The following is a 229-nucleotide window of genomic DNA, read 5'->3' on the forward strand; positions in this document are numbered from 1 at the left end:
GCAACCGCTGCGCCGCTACTACCTGGGCGACGCCGCGGCGGCCGAAGCGGCCGCTGCCGCCGTGGCCAGCCAGGGCAAGGCCTGAGCCCGGCGCCAGCACCCCGGGCGGGCATCGGGGAACCGAAACGCGCCGTCGCATTCCTAGGTGTATATTGCAACGCAACCGTTCTAAGGGTTGAGTGATGGGCCAGAAATTGAAGATTGCCGGTTGGGTCGCCGTGGGCGCCCT

Annotated in this window: 1 pseudogene; it reads left to right on the plus strand. The window is 68.6% G+C overall.

From position 1 onward, the window contains the following. Window positions 1-85 (plus strand): annotated as a pseudogene (gpmA, locus tag HA630_RS02410) (2,3-diphosphoglycerate-dependent phosphoglycerate mutase); the annotation flags it as partial. Window positions 86-229: the final 144 nt, after the last annotated feature.

Source organism: Aquabacterium sp. A08 (genome assembly GCF_011742065.1).